Origin of the sequence: Xanthomonas sp. MLO165, assembly GCF_018831305.1 — a bacterium.
Taxonomy (GTDB): Bacteria; Pseudomonadota; Gammaproteobacteria; order Xanthomonadales; family Xanthomonadaceae; genus Xanthomonas; species Xanthomonas arboricola.
In genome coordinates, this window is the sequence record NZ_CP029263.1 from 3,708,404 (window position 1) to 3,721,174 (window position 12,771).

The window sequence follows — 12,771 nt, forward strand, 5'->3', positions numbered from 1 at the left end:
GCTCTGACGAATCCCCAATCCCGAATCCCCAATCCCCGCCACTCAAGCCGCGGCATAACGCACCGCGCTGCCGATCCAGCGCGCGACCACGCGGTCGGCAATGTCCGGCGCTTCGGCCAGCAGCCGTTCGGCGAGTACCTGCACGCGCGGCAGCAGCCCGGCATCGCGGGTGAGATCGGCGATGCGGAAAGTGGCCAGGCCGGTCTGCCGCGTGCCCAGCAATTCGCCGGGACCACGCAGCTCCAGATCCTTTTCTGCGATCACGAAGCCGTCGTTGGTCTGGCGCATGGTTTCCAGGCGTTGCCGCGCCATCATCGACAACGGGGCCTGATACAGCAGCACGCAGCTGGACGCGGCCGCGCCGCGACCGACCCGGCCGCGCAACTGGTGCAACTGCGCCAGACCCAGGCGCTCGGCATTCTCGATGATCATCAGCGAGGCGTTGGGCACGTCCACGCCGACCTCGATCACCGTGGTGGCGACCAGCAGATCGGTAAGGCCCTGCTTGAAATCCAGCATCGCCTTCTGTTTTTCCGCCGCTTTCATGCGCCCGTGCACCAGCGCCACGCGCACGCCGGGCAATTGCGCGGACAGCGCTTCGAAGGTGGCCTCCGCCGCCTGGGCCTCGATCCTCGGCGGGCCACCGGGGGGCGCGCCCTTACCGGGCTCTTCGCTTTCTTCGATCAAGGTGCAGACCCAGTACGCCTGACGCCCTTCGGCGCAGGCGGCGCGGATGCGCTCGACCAGGTCCGGCCGGCGCTCGGCACTGAGCACGATGGTCTGCACCGGCGTGCGCCCGGGCGGCAGCTCGTCGATGGCCGAGACATCCAGATCCGCATAGGTGGACATCGCCAGGGTGCGCGGGATCGGCGTGGCGGTCATCACCAACTGATGCGGCACGCTGCCGGCGGCCGCACCCTTGTCGCGCAAGGCCAGGCGCTGATGCACGCCGAAGCGGTGCTGCTCGTCGATGATGGCCAAAGCCAGATCGTGGAAGACCACCGCGTCCTGCATCAGGGCGTGGGTGCCGACCACCACCTGCGCCTGGCCGGAGGCCACCTCGGCCATTGCCGCAGCGCGTGCCTTGCCGGTGACCTTGCCGGCCAGCCAGACGATGCGCACGCCCAGCGGTTCCAACCAGCCACGCAGATTGGTCAGGTGCTGCTCGGCCAGCAGCTCGGTCGGCGCTGCCAGTGCGACCTGCTTGCCCTGCTCCACCGCCAGCATCGCCGCCAATGCGGCGACCACGGTCTTGCCGCTGCCGACATCGCCCTGCACCAACCTAAGCATCGGCGACGGTTTTGCCAGATCGCGGGCAATCTGCGCGAACACGCGCTGCTGCGCACCGGTAAGCTGGAACGGCAACGCCGCGCGCAGTTGCCGCACCAGGGTGCCGTTGCCAGGCAGCAGCGGTGCGCGGAAGCGCTGCAAGGCGATGCGCTGGCGACGCAGGCTGAGCTGATGCGCCAGCAGTTCTTCGATCGCCAAACGCTGCTGGGCCGGATGCCCGCCTGCGAGCAGTTGCTGCGGGTCGGTGTTCACCGGCGGGCGATGCATGGTCAGCAGCGCGCTGCGCAGCGAGGGCAGTTGTTCGTCCTGCAGCCAGTGCGGCGGCAGCAGTTCCAGCGCGGCCTCGGCCGGCAAGCGCTCCAGCGCCTGGCCGATGAGTTTGCGCAACGTGGCCGGGCCCACGCCTTCCAGCATCGGATAGACCGGATCCAGGCTGTCGCCCAGCCCGGCATCCTCGCCCGGTGCCAGCACGCGGTAACTGGGGTGCACGATTTCCCAGCCGTTCTGTCCCGGCTTGGGCGTGCCGAACACCCGCAGCCGCGTGCCCGGTGCGAACTGCGCGACCTGCGCCGCGCGGAAATGGAAGAAGCGCAGCACCACGCTGCCGTGCGACTCGTCCGAGACCGCCACCCGCAACACGGGCCGGTAACGGAAGCCACGCTCCACCGCATCCACACGCCCTTCGATCTGCGCCGGCACGCCGCTCTGCAACTGCGCGATCGTGGTCAGCCGCGTGCGGTCTTCGTAGCGCAACGGCAGATGCAGCCACAGATCCTGTAGCGTCGAGATGCCGCGCGCAGCGAATTTCTCGGCCACCTTGGGGCCGACGCCGGGCAGGCTGGCAAGCGAGGCCTGGCCTGCGACGGCCAGGCGCGGGGTGACGGTCGCTGCGCGCGGCACGGCAGGGCGCTCGGGTCAGCCGAGCTGGATCAGTCGAGCACCATCACCGCGTCGACCTCGAAGCCGGCACCCTTGGGCAGGCCGGAGACCTCGATGGTCGAACGCGCCGGGAACGGCGCCTGGAAATACTCCTGCATCACTACGTTGACGGCGGCGAACTGGCCGAGATCGGTGAGGTACAGGCCCAGCCGCACGATCTTGTCGAGCGAGCCACCGGCGGCTTCGGCCACCGCCTTGAGGTTGTCGAACGCGCGGCGTGCCTGCACGCCGACATCGCCCGGCACGATCTCGCCGGTGGCCGGATCCAGCGGGATCTGCCCGGAGAAATACACCGTGTTGCCGGCACGCACGGCCTGCGAATAGGGGCCAATGGCGGCAGGCGCCTGGTCGGTATGGATGATCTGGGACATGGCGACTCCATCAACACTGAAAACGAACGCGCATTGTATCGGCGCCTGCCATTGACGGGCGAATGGGGCGTAGCGGTGACGGTGCGCAGGCGTTGGCCGTCGGCGTAGCGGCGTGTTGCCCGATGGGCTGAGCATCTTGCAATGGGCTGGTGTCTGCCTGCGCGCGCGCGATGGCGTGGTGAGGCTGTGCGCGTGCGCCGCTAGAGGCCGCGCGACGGAGCACGGGGCTGCGCACGTCCCCTCATCCGCCCCGACGGGGCACCTTCTTCCGAAGGAGAAGGGAACGGCGCGCCCCTCTTTTGCTGGACGCTAGCCCCTCTTCCGCTGGAAACGCTGGCCACTGTCCTGCGAAACAGGGCTTGGGTGAAGGCCCGGGCGAAGCCACGCCAAATGCGTTGCACTGTGGTGCGGCAGCGCTGCGGCGCGCGATGCTCCGGGTGCGACCTGTGGCGCGGGGTCGTCACGACGCACGGGAGCGGTCACGACACCAAGAGACGTGCAACGCCGCATCATTGCTACCGACTCGGGAACATCGCCCCCTGCGCGGCGGCGCAACAGTCGGCCTGCGCTGCGCCACCTAGCGGCCCGCCACTGCGGAAAACCGGCAGGGCTAGGTGATCGGCGCCGGATTGAACAAGGCCAGATCGTTGTGCAGGCGGTGTTGCTCGGTCCAGGTGCGCTGGCCGCTGGCCACGTCCAGATAGCGCCGGAACAACTCCCAGCCCAATTGCTCCAGCGTCTTGGCGCCGGTCGCCACGCCGCCGGCATCGATGTCCATCAGGTCGGACCAGCGCTGCGCCAATTCGCTGCGGGTAGCCACCTTGATCACCGGCACCATGCCCAGGCCGTAGGGCGTTCCGCGCCCGGTGGTGAAGACGTGCAGGTTCATGCCCGCCGCAACCTGCAAGGTGCCGCAGACGAAATCGCTGGCCGGGGTGGCGCAATACTGCAGCCCGCGCCCCTTGACCCGCTCGCCGGGCGGCACCACGCCGTTGATCGCCGAGGAGCCGGACTTGGCGATCGAGCCCATCGCCTTCTCCACGATGTTGGCCAGCCCGCCCTTCTTGTTACCCGGGGTGGTGTTGGCGCTGCGGTCGGCCTGGCCGCGCGCCAGGTAGGCGTCGTACCAGGCCATTTCGCGTACCAGCGCCCTGGCGACATCGGCATTGGCCGCGCGCGGCACCAGCAGATGGATGCCATCGCGCACTTCGGTGTTTTCCGAAAACATCACCGTGGCACCGGCGCGTACCAGCAGGTCCGCCGCCACGCCCAGGCCCGGGTTGGCGGTCACGCCGGAAAACGCATCGCTGCCGCCGCATTGCATGCCTACCACCAGTTCGCTGGCCGGCACGGTTTCGCGCCGACGCAGGTCCAGATGGCGCAGGCGTTCTTCGGCCATGGCCATGATCGAACCGACCATGTCGGCAAAGCCCAGGCTGGCTTCCTGCAGACGGTAGACGCCGCTGTCGTCGGCGCTGGCATCGTCCGGCAGCAGGCGCTCGGGCGCGAGTTTCTCGCAGCCCAGGCCCACGATCAGCGCCTGCCCGCCGAAGTTGGGGCTGCGCGCGATATTGCGCAGCGTGCGGATGGGGATGATGGCCTCCGGCGCGGTGATTGCCACGCCGCAACCATAGACGTGATTGATCGCCACCACATCGTCGACATTGGGATACTTGGGCAGCAGCTCGGTGCGGATGCGCTCCACCGCGTGGCCGAGCACGCCCACCACGCACTGCACGCTGGTCATGATGCCCAGGATGTTGCGCGTGCCGACACTGCCATCCCGGTTGCGATACCCCTGGAAGGTGTAGCCATCCAAGGGCGCGGGTGCGGGTGCCGGCTGCAGGGACAGATCCAGCGCGGCCAGATCGGGCGCTTCGGGCATCGCCAGCAATTGCTCGCTCACCCAGGCCCCGCGTGCGATGTCGGCATTGGCAGTGCCGATCACCGCGCCCAGGCGGATCACCGGCGCGCCGGCGGCCAGGTCGCGTAGCGCCATCTTGTGCCCCTGCGGAATGTGTTCGACGGCGGTGAGCCCATCCGGAAAGGTGGCGCCGGCCGGTGCGCCGTCATCGTTGACGACGATGGCGACGTTGTCGCGCGCGTGGGCGCGGATGCTAATCCAACGGGTGGGTTGCTGGGTTGCGGACATCGTGGGGCTACCTTGCAGGCGTGGGGTGGAGTGCATTACCGGTCGGGGCTGTCGAACTGACGGCGGTACTGCAGGATCAAGCGGTTTTCATCGACATTGCGCTGGTAATTGGAGCGAAAGGTGCCGTTGAACCAGATGACGCTCAAGTGCTTGAAGCGCTCGCTCTGGAATTGATAGGTGGTCAAGACATCCCGGGCCCACTCGCGGCCTTGGCCGGCATAGGTGGCCGGCTGCGCATGGTCGCCATTGATGTAGCGCGCCATGACGCTGAGACCGGGGATGCCGATGCTCTTGCCATCGATGCTGTAACGCAGCTGCCAGCTGCGCTCGCCGCGTTCGAGAAAGTCGTTGATGAAGGTCCAGTTGAAGACATTGCCGTCGGTGCCGCCCGGCCAGGGCATGGCGCTGGGGCCGGACAGGCGTTGATAGCCGGCGCCGAATTCGTGCCCGCCCGTGCGCCAGGACAGCATGCTGCTGAACATGCGGTTGTCGATCGGCCCGGCCAGCGACTGGCCGATGTCATCGGTACGGAAATACCGCAGATCCACACGCAGCTGGTCCTTGCCGAAGGTGTGCGTCTGGATGAGGTTATAGAGCTGCTGCCGGTAGATGTCTTCCATCACCGCGCCCTGATAGCGCAGTTGCGTGCCGGGCACGACGCTGTAGGTTGCCGAGAGCAGATTCAACGCATCCGAATCCGGCGTGCCCAGAAAACGGCGATTTTTGTTGGTCAAGGTGATGGGGACGCGCGAATCGCCATCGCGATACCAGGCGCTGGTGAAGCGCGCGAGCAGCAGATCGAGCTTTGGCACGTCCTTGGATTCCAGCGTCACGCCCTGGAATGTTTCCGGCATGATGCGGGTGATGCTGGCGCGCACCAGCGGCTCGTTGGGAATGAAGCTGCCCCACTTCACTTCGGTTTGCGAGGCGCGCAGTTTGAGCGTGGGTGCCACCCGCGTCAGCGCATGTTGCGCAGTACCGTCGTCGTTGCTGGGCAGCAGGCCGGTGCCGCCTTCGGCGCGCACGCCATCGAGCTTGAAATCGCCGATACCCAGCAGATCCAGGCCCGCGCCGACCGGCCCGCGGGTATAGCCGCTACGGGCATCGACCACAAACCCCTGCGCCCACTCGGCACGCTTGCCCTGCCCTTCGCCGCTGCGGAAATCGCGGTTGTAGTAGAAGTTGAGTGCGGTGACTTCGGCCGTTGCGCCATTCCAGAACCCCTCATCGGGTTGTTGCGCACGCGCACGCCCGGCCGCGCCGACCGCCAGCAGCGCAGCGCCGCTGATCGCCATCATGCTTTTCATTACTCGGTTCTCCACCTGCGGTGAACTGGCGGCCGTACGCTGCTGCCGGCGCTCCGGCGGCAGGCATCGGGGCGCTTCAGCGCACCAGACAGGGCCGCTTGTTGTCGAAGGTCCAATTGGGGATCAGCGCCTGCATGGCGGCGGCATCGTCGCGCGCGCCCAGGCTCAGGCTTTGATAGGTGCGATGCGCGGCCTCCAGCGCGTCCATGTCCAGCTCCACACCCAGGCCCGGCTTTGCCGGCACCTGGATCTGGCCGCCGACGATCTGCAATGGGTCGTGGGTCAGGCGTTGGCCGTCCTGCCAGATCCAGTGCGTATCGATCGCGGTCACCCGCCCAGGCGCTGCGGCGGCGACATGGGTGAACATCGCCAGCGAAATATCGAAATGGTTGTTGGAATGCGAGCCCCAGGTCAGGCCCCAGTCGCGGCACAGTTGCGCCACTCGTACCGAGCCCTGCAACGTCCAGAAATGCGGGTCGGCCAGCGGGATATCCACCGACTGCAACTGGATGGCGTGGCCCATCTGCCGCCAGTCGGTGGCGATCATGTTGGTGGCGGTCGGCAAGCCGGTGGCGCGACGGAATTCGGCCATGATCTCGCGCCCGGAATACCCATCCTGCGCACCGCACGGATCTTCGGCGTAGGCCATCACGCCGTGCATGCCGCGGCACAGGGCGATGGCCTGATCCAGCGACCACGCGCCATTGGGATCGAGGGTGATGCGCGCCTGCGGAAACCGCGCGTGCAACGCGACAATGGCGTCGATTTCGTCTTCGCCGCGCAGCACGCCGCCCTTGAGCTTGAAATCGCGGAAGCCGTATTTCTCGTAGGCCGCTTCGGCCAGGCGCACCACCGATGCCGGCGTCAAGGCCTCCTGGTCCCGCACAGCCTCCCAGTCATCGCGGGCACCGCTGCCGTCGCGATAGTCGAACGCAGTCTTCCGCCGGTCGCCGATGAAAAACAGATAGCCCAGCACATCCACGGCGCTGCGTTGCTGGCCTTCACCGAGCAAGGCAGCGACAGGCTGGTCGAGGAATTGCCCGAGCAGATCCAGCAACGCCGACTCGATGGCCGTCACCGCATGGATGGTGATACGCAGATCGAAGGTCTGCAGGCCACGGCCGGCGCTGTCGCGGTCGGCAAAGGCGGTGCGCACCTGATTGAGGATGCGCTGATACTCGGCGATGGAGCGGTCGCGAATGAGCGGCGCTGCTTCCTGCAGCAAGCCGGCGATGGCCGCGCCACCAGGCACTTCGCCCACGCCGGTGCGTCCGGACGAATCGCGCAGCACCAGCACATTGCAGGTGAAGTACGGCGCGTGTGCGCCACTGAGGTTGAGCAGCATGCTGTCCTGCCCGGCGACGGGCACCACGCGGATGTCGGTGATGCGCGGCGTGGCGCCGATGCTTGCAGGTGCGGTGTGGATAGTCATCGAAAGTCTCCCAGGACGGTCACAGCGTTGCGGGCACGGGCATGGACGGGCCGCCGGGCGGCGCCTTGAGTTCCACGCGCTTGATTTCGCCCACCACCACCAGATAGGACACCACCGCCAGCAAGGCATTGAGCCCGACGAAGACCAGCGCCCACTCGAAGGTGCCGGTGGTGGAGACGATGTAGCCGATGACGATCGGCGTGGTGATGCCGGCGATATTGCCGAAGGTATTGAACAGGCCACCGGATAGGCCGGCGATTTCCTTGGGCGAGGTGTCGGCCACCACCGCCCAGCCGAGTGCGCCGATGCCCTTGCCGAAGAAGGCCAGCGCCATCAGCCCGACCACCATCCATTCGGCCTGCACATAGTTGCAGCCGATCATCGTCACCGACATCAACATGCCGACAACGATCGGCGTCTTGCGCGCGACGGTGAGCGAGTAGCCGCGCCGCACCATACGGTCGGACACATAGCCACCCAGCACGCCACCGATGAAACCGCACACCGCCGGCAACGAGGCCACAAATCCGGCTTCCAGGATCGACATGCCGCGCTCCTTGACCAGATACACCGGAAACCAGGTCAGGAAGAAATACGTCAGCGTGGTGATGCAGTACTGGCCGATGTACACGCCCAGCAACATGCGGTTGCACAACAACTGCTTGGCGTAATGCCATTGCGTGCCCTTGGGCTGGCGGCCGGGCTTGTTGCCCTGCTCCATGTCCACCAGCGCGCCGTTGCGCTGGATGTAGTCCAGTTCCTGCGCGCTCAGGCGCGGATGTTCGCGCGGGGCATAGATGGTCTTGCGCCACACCAGCGCCAGCAACACGCCAGCCGCGCCCATCACCAGAAACACATGCTCCCAGCCCCAGGCATGCACCAGCCAGCCCATCAACGGCGCGAACGCCACCGTGGCGAAGTACTGCGCGGAATTGAAGATCGACGCAGCCAGACCGCGCTCTGCAGTGGGAAACCAGGCCGCCACGATGCGGCTATTGCCCGGGAACGACGGCGCTTCGGCGATGCCGACCAGAAAGCGCAGCACGAACAGCGTGGTGACCGCCCAGGTCACCGGCACCCAGTCGATAAAGCCCTGCAAGGCGGTGAACAGCGACCAGATCAGCAGCGACAGGCCGTACACGCGCCGCGAGCCAAAGCGATCGAGCAACCAGCCGCCGGGAATCTGCCCGGCCACATATGCCCAACCGAACGCAGAAAAAATGAAGCCCATCTGCAGCGCGTCGATGCCCAGCGCATCCTGGACCGCGGAACCGGCGATGGACAAGGTGGCGCGATCGGCATAGTTGATCGTGGTGACCACGAACAGCATCAGCAAGATCAGGTAGCGCCTGCGCGGAACCGTCGTTGAACCGACCGTTTTTGAATCGATAGCCATCATCGTTCCTCACCTATGACGATGGAAGCGCACTGCGCTTCGGTACTCCACGTTGCGCCTGCGGATGGCGTACCGGACCCTCCTCCGGCACGCCTCAGGCATCGTTGCTGCGGCAGCCGTCAGTCGTGTCCCAGCGCGCCATCGACGCGTCGCCATAGCCCGAGCGGGTTGTCGTGCGCGACGGCGGCAGGCAACAGCGCAGCCGGCAGATCCTGGTAGCAGACCGGGCGCAGGAAGCGATCGATCGCCAGCGTGCCGACCGAGGTGCTGCGGCTGTCGGAGGTGGCCGGGAACGGGCCGCCGTGCACCATCGCGTGGCAGACCTCCACACCGGTGGGCCAGTCGTTGACCAGGATGCGTCCGGCCTTGCGCTCCAGCACCGGCAGCAATGCGGCGGCCAGTTCGGTATCGCCCACCTCCATGTGCAAGGTGGCGGTGAGCTGGCCTTCCAGGTGCTCGCTCAGCGCACGCAGCTGTTCGATGTCCCTGCAACGCACCAGCAGCGACGAGGCGCCGAAGACTTCGGCCTGCAGCGCTTCATCGGCCAGGAAGGCATCGGCGTCGGTGCCGAACAACGCCGCCGGACAGCGCCCGGCGTCCGCCGCAGCGCCGCGTGCCAGCGTGCTGACCTGCGGGTGCGCGGCCAGACGCTGCACGCCTTGCGCGTAGGCCTGGCCAATGCCTGCGGTGAGCATCGCTGCCGGCGACACGGCCTGCAGCGTTTGCGTTGCGGATGCGACAAATGCATCCAGCGCCGGCGAATCGATCGCCAGCAGCAAGCCGGGATTGGTGCAGAACTGCCCGCTGCCCAGGGTCAGCGAGCCGACGAACGCTTTGCCCAGATCCGATGCGCGCGCCTGAAGCGCCTGCGGCAACAGATACACCGGATTGATCGCGCTCATCTCCGCATACACCGGAATCGGCTCGCGGCGTGCGGCGGCAATCTTGACCAGCGCCATGCCGCCGGCCCGCGAGCCGGTGAAACCCACCGCCTTGATGCGCGCGTCGGCGACCAGTCGTGCACCGATCTCGATGCCGGCGTCGAACAGCAGTGAGAACACGCCCTCGGGCAGGCCGCATTGCGCCACCGCCGCCTGGATCGCACGGCCCACCAATTCCGAAGTCCCCGGATGCGCGCTGTGCGCCTTGACCACCACCGGGCAGCCGGCCGCCAGTGCCGAGGCGGTATCGCCACCGGCCACCGAGAATGCCAGCGGGAAATTACTGGCACCGAACACCGCCACCGGCCCCAGCGCGATATGCCGCTGCCGCAGATCCGCACGCGGCAATGGCGTGCGTTGCGGCAGCGCCGGGTCGATCCGCGCCTGCAGCCAGCTTCCTTCGCGCACCACGTTGGCGAACAGGCGCAGCTGCCCCACCGTGCGCCCCCGCTCGCCTTCCAGGCGCGGGCGCGGCAGGCCGCTTTCGTGCATGGCGCGTTCGATCAAGGCATCGCCCAATGCCAGGATCTGCTCGGCGATGGTTTCCAGGAAGACTGCGCGCGCGTCCAGCGTCGTTTCGCGGTAACGATCGAACGCCGCCCGCGCCAACGCACAGGCCTGTTCCAGATCCTGTGCGCTCACCGAGCCGAATGCCGGCTGCAATGCCGCACCGCTGGCCGCATCCAGCGCATGAAATTCCTCCCCTGCGCCGCGCACGTCGCGCTGCCCGATCAGCGATTGGCCCGTGATGCTGTGCATCAGCGGCGTCCTCCAATCAGTTGCTTGAGCTGGGCGAATTCGTCCTCGTTGAGGTCGGCCAGCGGCGTGCGGACCGGACCGGCCGGGCGGCCGACCGCGCGCATGCCGGCCTTGACGATCGACACCGCATAACCGGCGCGGCGATTGCGCAGCACGGTGTACGGCAACACGAAGTCATTGAGCTCGCGGTAGATGGTGACGTGGTCGCGCGCACGCACCGCTGCATAAAACGTCAGCGCCCACTCGGGCAGGAAATTGAAGATGGCCGACGAATACGTGGTCACGCCCATTTCCAGATACGGCAGCGCGAAGGTTTCGGCGGTGGGCAGTCCGCCCACGTAGAGCAATCGGTCGCCAAGGCGTGCGTAGATGCGGGTCATGCGATCCACATCGCCGATGCCGTCCTTGTAGCCCACCAGGTTGGGGCAACGCTCGGCCACCCGCGCCAGCGTCACGTCGTCGAGCTTGGCGTTGGCGCGGCCGTAGACGATCACGCCCAGCCTGGTCGCCTTGCAGACGCGCTCGACATGGTCGGCCACGCCATCGGCATCGCACTCGGTGAGGTACGGCGGAAACAGCAGGATGCCGTCGGCAGCATTGCGCTCGGCAGCCTGCGCCATCTCCATGGCGATCGCGGTGCCGTAACCGGCCGGTGCGATGACCGGCATGCGGCCGGCGGTCTGGGTCACCGCTGCTCGCACGGCGCGATTCACTTCATCCAGCGTCAGCGAAAACAGCTCGCCGGTGCCGCCGGCGGCAAACAGCCCGGCGGCCGGGTGCGAGGACAGCCAGTCCAGATTGCTGCGGTAGGCGGATTCATCAAAGGCCAGGTCGGCGTCGAAATGGGTCACCGGAAACGACAACAGCCCGGCGCCAAGCGCTTGGGCCATTTCAGAAGGGGTGTATCTGCTGCTCATCGGACAAACGCTCCTGGGCGGGGGATGCGGTTGATCCTAGAAACGCAGATCGTTGCCGGTCCAAACCAAAGGACGTATTGTTTGATACACAAGTTGAATCAATCGCGTCATCGATCGATGTAGTGCGCCGCAAATGGCTGCTTTGCAACGCTTTTTCGACAGTGCGTAATTATGGCCGGCTGCGCCCGCCAACGTGGTCGTTGGCGTGGCAGCGCCTATTCATCGGCGCTGGCGGCGGAAGGATGTTGCGGGTGCAGCATCAATTCACCTCTTTTGCCATGCGAGGCCCGTCCCCCATGTTCGATCTGCAGCAACTGCGTTGCTTTGTCGCCGTCGCCGACGAACTGCACTTCCGTCGCGCGGCCGAGCGCCTGAACATGACCCAGCCGCCGCTCAGCCGGCAGATTCAGCTGCTGGAGCACAGCGTCGGCACCGCGCTGCTAGAGCGCAACAGCCGGCATGTGCGGCTGACCCAGGCCGGGCGCAGCTTGCTTGCCGAAGCGCGCGCGATCCTGCGCATGGCCGAAAACGCCGGCCTGCGCGCGCGCCGGATCGGCACCGGCGATGCCGGTAACGTGTCGGTGGGTTTCACCGCAGGTGCCAGTTACCGCTTCCTGCCCGAGGCCATCGCGCGGTGGCGCAGGCAAGCGCCGGATGTGGATCTGCAACTCAAGGAGATGGTCAGCCTGGCGCAACTGGACGCACTGGATGCAGGCCGGCTGGATATCGGCCTGTTGCGCCCGCCGATCCAACGCCAGGGCCTGCACAGCCGCTGCGTGGCACGCGAACCGCTGATCGCCGCGCTGCCGGAGGACTCGCCGCTGGCGCACCGCGACAGCCTGCGTCTGCAGGATTTCCACGGCCAGCCGCTGGTCAATTACGCACCGGACGAGGCGCGTTATTTCTACGATCTGCTGGCGCAATTGTTCGGTGCGCGCGGCATCGCGCCGCGCTCGGTGCAATACGTCAGCCAGATTCATTCGGTGCTGGCGCTGGTACGCGGCGGCATGGGCATGGCGCTGGTGCCCGAAGGCGCCAGCGGCCTGCGTTACGCCGGCATCGTGTACCTGCCGCTGCGCGAGGAAACCCCTGCCACGCCGGTGGAGCTGCACCTGGTGTGGAAACAGGATAACGACAACCCTGCGCTGGGTCGTTTGATCGCCTGAGCCGGGCAAGGCGCGTGCGCTGTCACAGACGCACGGCAGCGCAGCCACTGTCCAACGCGGGGACCGGATTCGAAGCAACTGGCAACACGACTGCGCACCGC

The 12,771-nt window shown here is 66.9% G+C and carries 9 protein-coding genes; 1 reads left to right on the forward strand and 8 read right to left on the reverse strand.

Annotation, left to right across the window (positions count from 1 at the left end; translation table 11 throughout):
* Positions 1 to 42: 42 nt before the first annotated feature.
* The 8 genes from recG to kdgD form a co-directional block, all read right to left on the reverse strand.
* Entirely contained in the window at positions 43 to 2,190 is a 2,148-nt protein-coding gene (gene recG / locus DGN21_RS15565) for an ATP-dependent DNA helicase RecG (protein WP_126966768.1), read from the reverse strand.
* A 29-nt stretch (positions 2,191 to 2,219) separates the two neighbouring features.
* Positions 2,220 to 2,600 (reverse strand): RidA family protein, encoded by a 381-nt coding sequence (locus DGN21_RS15570; protein ID WP_126966767.1) that lies wholly within the window; start codon positions 2,598 to 2,600, stop codon positions 2,220 to 2,222.
* Between the two features lie 610 nt (positions 2,601 to 3,210).
* Complete coding sequence (garD, locus tag DGN21_RS15575; protein ID WP_215824984.1) at positions 3,211 to 4,752, reverse strand: galactarate dehydratase; 1,542 nt, start codon at positions 4,750 to 4,752, stop codon at positions 3,211 to 3,213.
* A 35-nt stretch (positions 4,753 to 4,787) separates the two neighbouring features.
* Positions 4,788 to 6,059 (reverse strand): OprD family porin, encoded by a 1,272-nt coding sequence (locus DGN21_RS15580; RefSeq protein WP_104568040.1) that lies wholly within the window; start codon positions 6,057 to 6,059, stop codon positions 4,788 to 4,790.
* 76 nt (positions 6,060 to 6,135) lie between these two features.
* On the reverse strand, positions 6,136 to 7,491 hold the full coding sequence (gudD, locus tag DGN21_RS15585; RefSeq protein ID WP_215824985.1) for a glucarate dehydratase: 1,356 nt from the start codon (positions 7,489 to 7,491) through the stop codon (positions 6,136 to 6,138).
* A gap of 19 nt (positions 7,492 to 7,510) precedes the next feature.
* On the reverse strand, positions 7,511 to 8,890 hold the full coding sequence (locus DGN21_RS15590; protein WP_046344127.1) for an MFS transporter: 1,380 nt from the start codon (positions 8,888 to 8,890) through the stop codon (positions 7,511 to 7,513).
* Positions 8,891 to 9,006: 116 nt separating this feature from the next.
* Positions 9,007 to 10,587 (reverse strand): aldehyde dehydrogenase (NADP(+)), encoded by a 1,581-nt coding sequence (locus DGN21_RS15595; RefSeq protein WP_046344128.1) that lies wholly within the window; start codon positions 10,585 to 10,587, stop codon positions 9,007 to 9,009.
* A complete protein-coding gene (gene kdgD / locus DGN21_RS15600) occupies positions 10,587 to 11,504 on the reverse strand; it encodes a 5-dehydro-4-deoxyglucarate dehydratase (RefSeq protein WP_104568037.1) in 918 nt (305 codons plus the stop codon). Before kdgD ends, DGN21_RS15595 begins: the two co-directional genes overlap by 1 nt.
* Before the next feature lie 296 nt (positions 11,505 to 11,800).
* Here kdgD and DGN21_RS15605 point away from each other — a divergent pair, with 296 nt between their 5' ends.
* Positions 11,801 to 12,670 (forward strand): LysR family transcriptional regulator, encoded by an 870-nt coding sequence (locus DGN21_RS15605; protein WP_046344132.1) that lies wholly within the window; start codon positions 11,801 to 11,803, stop codon positions 12,668 to 12,670.
* Positions 12,671 to 12,771: the final 101 nt, after the last annotated feature.

What these genes read in the sequence shown, in the direction of transcription:
- DGN21_RS15595 (WP_046344128.1), bottom strand. Translation starts at nt 10,587, where the DNA reads ATGCACAGCATCACGGGCCAATCGCTGATCGGGCAGCGCGACGTGCGC.
- DGN21_RS15570 (WP_126966767.1), bottom strand. Translation starts at nt 2,600, where the DNA reads ATGTCCCAGATCATCCATACCGACCAGGCGCCTGCCGCCATTGGCCCC.
- DGN21_RS15580 (WP_104568040.1), bottom strand. Translation starts at nt 6,059, where the DNA reads ATGAAAAGCATGATGGCGATCAGCGGCGCTGCGCTGCTGGCGGTCGGC.
- kdgD (WP_104568037.1), bottom strand. Translation starts at nt 11,504, where the DNA reads ATGAGCAGCAGATACACCCCTTCTGAAATGGCCCAAGCGCTTGGCGCC.
- gudD (WP_215824985.1), bottom strand. Translation starts at nt 7,491, where the DNA reads ATGACTATCCACACCGCACCTGCAAGCATCGGCGCCACGCCGCGCATC.
- DGN21_RS15590 (WP_046344127.1), bottom strand. Translation starts at nt 8,890, where the DNA reads ATGATGGCTATCGATTCAAAAACGGTCGGTTCAACGACGGTTCCGCGC.
- DGN21_RS15605 (WP_046344132.1), top strand. Translation starts at nt 11,801, where the DNA reads ATGTTCGATCTGCAGCAACTGCGTTGCTTTGTCGCCGTCGCCGACGAA.
- garD (WP_215824984.1), bottom strand. Translation starts at nt 4,752, where the DNA reads ATGTCCGCAACCCAGCAACCCACCCGTTGGATTAGCATCCGCGCCCAC.